The organism is Streptomyces sp. NPDC007346 (assembly GCF_040703535.1).
Lineage (GTDB): Bacteria > Actinomycetota > Actinomycetes > Streptomycetales > Streptomycetaceae > Streptomyces.
In genome coordinates this window covers 1-2,441 of sequence record NZ_JBEYKR010000278.1, presented here as the reverse complement: position 1 = coordinate 2,441, position 2,441 = coordinate 1, and the positions used below count along the sequence as shown (strand labels likewise).

The 2,441-nt window shown below is 70.5% G+C and carries 6 protein-coding genes; all 6 read right to left on the bottom strand.

Annotated features, from left to right (window positions below; all coding sequences use genetic code 11):
* Positions 1 to 34: 34 nt before the first annotated feature.
* The 6 genes from AB0917_RS33950 to AB0917_RS33925 all read right to left on the bottom strand — a co-directional run bounded on the left by AB0917_RS33950 (position 35) and on the right by AB0917_RS33925 (position 2,297).
* Positions 35 to 427 carry a DUF4326 domain-containing protein gene (locus tag AB0917_RS33950; RefSeq protein WP_366823560.1) on the bottom strand — a complete coding sequence of 131 codons (393 nt, stop codon included), beginning with the start codon at positions 425 to 427 and terminating at the stop codon, positions 35 to 37.
* Complete coding sequence (locus tag AB0917_RS33945) at positions 424 to 657, bottom strand: hypothetical protein (protein WP_366823559.1); 234 nt, start codon at positions 655 to 657, stop codon at positions 424 to 426. The genes AB0917_RS33950 and AB0917_RS33945 overlap by 4 nt, the downstream gene beginning before the upstream one ends.
* The gene (locus tag AB0917_RS33940) at positions 654 to 794 is read right to left on the bottom strand and encodes a hypothetical protein (RefSeq protein WP_366823558.1); all 141 of its coding nucleotides are present in this window, start codon (positions 792 to 794) and stop codon (positions 654 to 656) included. Before AB0917_RS33940 ends, AB0917_RS33945 begins: the two co-directional genes overlap by 4 nt.
* Entirely contained in the window at positions 791 to 1,315 is a 525-nt protein-coding gene (locus tag AB0917_RS33935; protein ID WP_366823557.1) for a hypothetical protein, read from the bottom strand. The genes AB0917_RS33940 and AB0917_RS33935 overlap by 4 nt, the downstream gene beginning before the upstream one ends.
* A 2-nt stretch (positions 1,316 to 1,317) precedes the next feature.
* Positions 1,318 to 1,719, bottom strand: a complete 402-nt coding sequence (locus AB0917_RS33930; RefSeq protein ID WP_366823561.1) for an HNH endonuclease signature motif containing protein — start codon at positions 1,717 to 1,719, stop codon at positions 1,318 to 1,320.
* Positions 1,720 to 1,784: 65 nt separating this feature from the next.
* Complete coding sequence (locus tag AB0917_RS33925) at positions 1,785 to 2,297, bottom strand: hypothetical protein (RefSeq protein ID WP_366823556.1); 513 nt, start codon at positions 2,295 to 2,297, stop codon at positions 1,785 to 1,787.
* Between the last annotated feature and the right edge of the window lie 144 nt (positions 2,298 to 2,441).

The following is a 2,441-nucleotide window of genomic DNA, read 5'->3' as shown; positions in this document are numbered from 1 at the left end:
GTGCAGACGTGCTGCGCCACCCGGCGGGGACAGGTCAGACAGCGGGGGTGGGGGTGGCGGGCTCGTTGGCGAGCTTCAGCAGGACGGCGGCGTGGCAGTAGTCGGGCTGGCCCGGTTTGGGGAGCGGGCAGTAGCAGGCGAGGTTCTTGCCGCGCAGCTCGGGCAGGCCGTCGAGGAGGCGCTGCCGCGCCGTGTCGCCCTCCTCGGACTGCCACATCAGGCGGTTCCCTCGAAGCCAGTCCTGGAAGGCGCCGACAGCAGCACGGCGGGTTGCGACGATCTCGCCCGGCTGGGCGTACCCAAGCTCGTGGACCATGCCGAGGGTGAACGGGTTCCCGAAGCGGCTGGGTCGGGTGACGATCACGGTGTTGTCGGGCTTGCGCCATCCCTTGGTGCGGCGGCGCTGGATACGGGTGGGTGTGGTCATCGTGTGGGCTCCTCGGGCGCTCGGGTGCGGGTGTGGCGGCAGTTGGGGCAGAGGTCGATGAGCCGGCCGGGTGCGCGGCGGGTGGTCCACCCGTCGGGGCGGCCGTCTGCCCGGACCTGGCGGGCGGTCCGGGACGTGAACCGGGCGCTGATCGCGGCGCTGTGCGGGCAGTCGTCGCGGCCGGTGGGCCCGTCGCAGGAGACCTCGACGCCGATCGGGTGGGCGGTCACTGGGGTTCCTCGCACTCGTGGTCCTCGTCCGGCTGGAAGCCGTCCTCCTCGTTCCACCAGCCGTCTCCGGATGCCCCGCAGTTGCCGCATTCCCATCGCCCGGCGAGGCTGATCCCGGTGTATCCGTGGTCGGTCACGGGCGCTCCTCGGGTACGGCAGGGGCGGCGGGGGTGGCCACGGGCAGGTCCGGGCGGACGTCCTTCAGCTCGTCGACGGTGATGCCCCCGTAGTCGCTGCGCATCGCGGTGAATTGGGCCCCGCAGCCCCCGCCCGGCTTGGGCGTCCACCCGGAGATGTCGGTGTGGTGGGTGCGCTGGGGCAGGGTGGGCTTTCCGCAGCCGTCGCAGTAGGAGTCGTTTCGGTTGATGACGAGGGTGGCGGTCAGCTCCGCCTCGCCCTCGGTGGTCTGCTGCACCCCGGCGGCAGCGTCGTCGGCCAGACGGCGGAGGAGCCTGCTGGCCCAGCGGGCACCGTTGTCGAACAGGTCGACGTACTCGTCGGGGAACTCCGTGTTGTCCACGGCCTCGGCGGCCTCGCGGAGGACTTCAGCTCGGTGGGTGGCGAACTTCTCAGCCAGGATTCGGCCGTACTGGTCGCGGTCCAAATGCGGCGGGCAGATACGGCGGATCATCTCGACGGCATCGTTTCGAGCACTCATGATCAGGCAACCTCTCCGACAGCTTGGGCTCGTAGCCGGGCAGTGCGCCGACGGTCGCCAGCACGTTTGCAGGTCCGGCACTTCCTGCTTCCATCCGGCCGGATGAGCGTGTTCTCGGCAGTGAACTCATGGCCGTTCACGCAGCGAGTCTTAGCTGCGCATATAGCGGATGGACTCGTGCCACGAAGGACGTTCTCCTTGTGCGTCACGGCTTCCAGGTGTCCGGGAGCGACGCAGGAACGATTGCGACAGAGGTGATCCAGCTCGGTCCCGGCGGGGATGGCATCGGCCCCGTTGGCCCACACGAAGGCCCAGCGGTGAGCCAGCCCCAGGTTGCCGAAGCGGCCGTACCCCTTGTTGTCCCTCGGGCCGTGCCATTCGACGCACGGAGCGCCGTTGAACATCCGGTCAGTGAGGAACGCCCGGCTCCAGAAGCCCTCAGGGGTTGACTTAAAACGTCGGCTCATGGTCAGCCCCGCCCGCTCTCGGCGGCCCGGTCGGCAGGCGCGGGCGGGGCGGAGTGCGTGTGCTCGGCGATCACGGCGGCCCGGTACTCGTCGATGATGTGCTGCCGCACCTGCGCGTGCTGAGTGCCCTTCGTGAGCGCGTCGTACAGGACGTGCTCGGCCTCGACCCGCTTCGCGGCGAGGGCTTGGTCGGTGGGGCAGCCGCAGCCCCAGTTGTGCGTCTCCGGCGTCGGGCACGGCGCGCCCTCGGCCGCACTGGTGCCGAGGAGCTGCCGGGCCACCGCCAGGGCAGGCGCAGGCAGCACGGACAGGACCGCGTCAGCGATCACCTCGGGCGTACCCCAAACCTCGGTGAGGACGCCGTGGGCGTACACAACGGGCTGCATGCGGCGGGTCGCGCACTCGGTCTCGGTGCTGTCGCAGTCGCCCTTGCAGGCCGCACGGCGGAGCGTCTCGGCGGTCAGGGCGCGCAGCAGGTCGGCGGGGCGGTCAGAGGCGGGGGTGGGGTCGGGCATCAGAGACTCCAGGTGAGTGCAGGTACGGTTGGTGGGCCGGCTGCCCCCGGGCGTTGACCACGATGGCCACGTCCTTGTGGTTCTTGGCCGCTGAGCGAACCATGGTCGGGCCGCCGATGTCGATGTTCTCGATGGCGGTCGGCA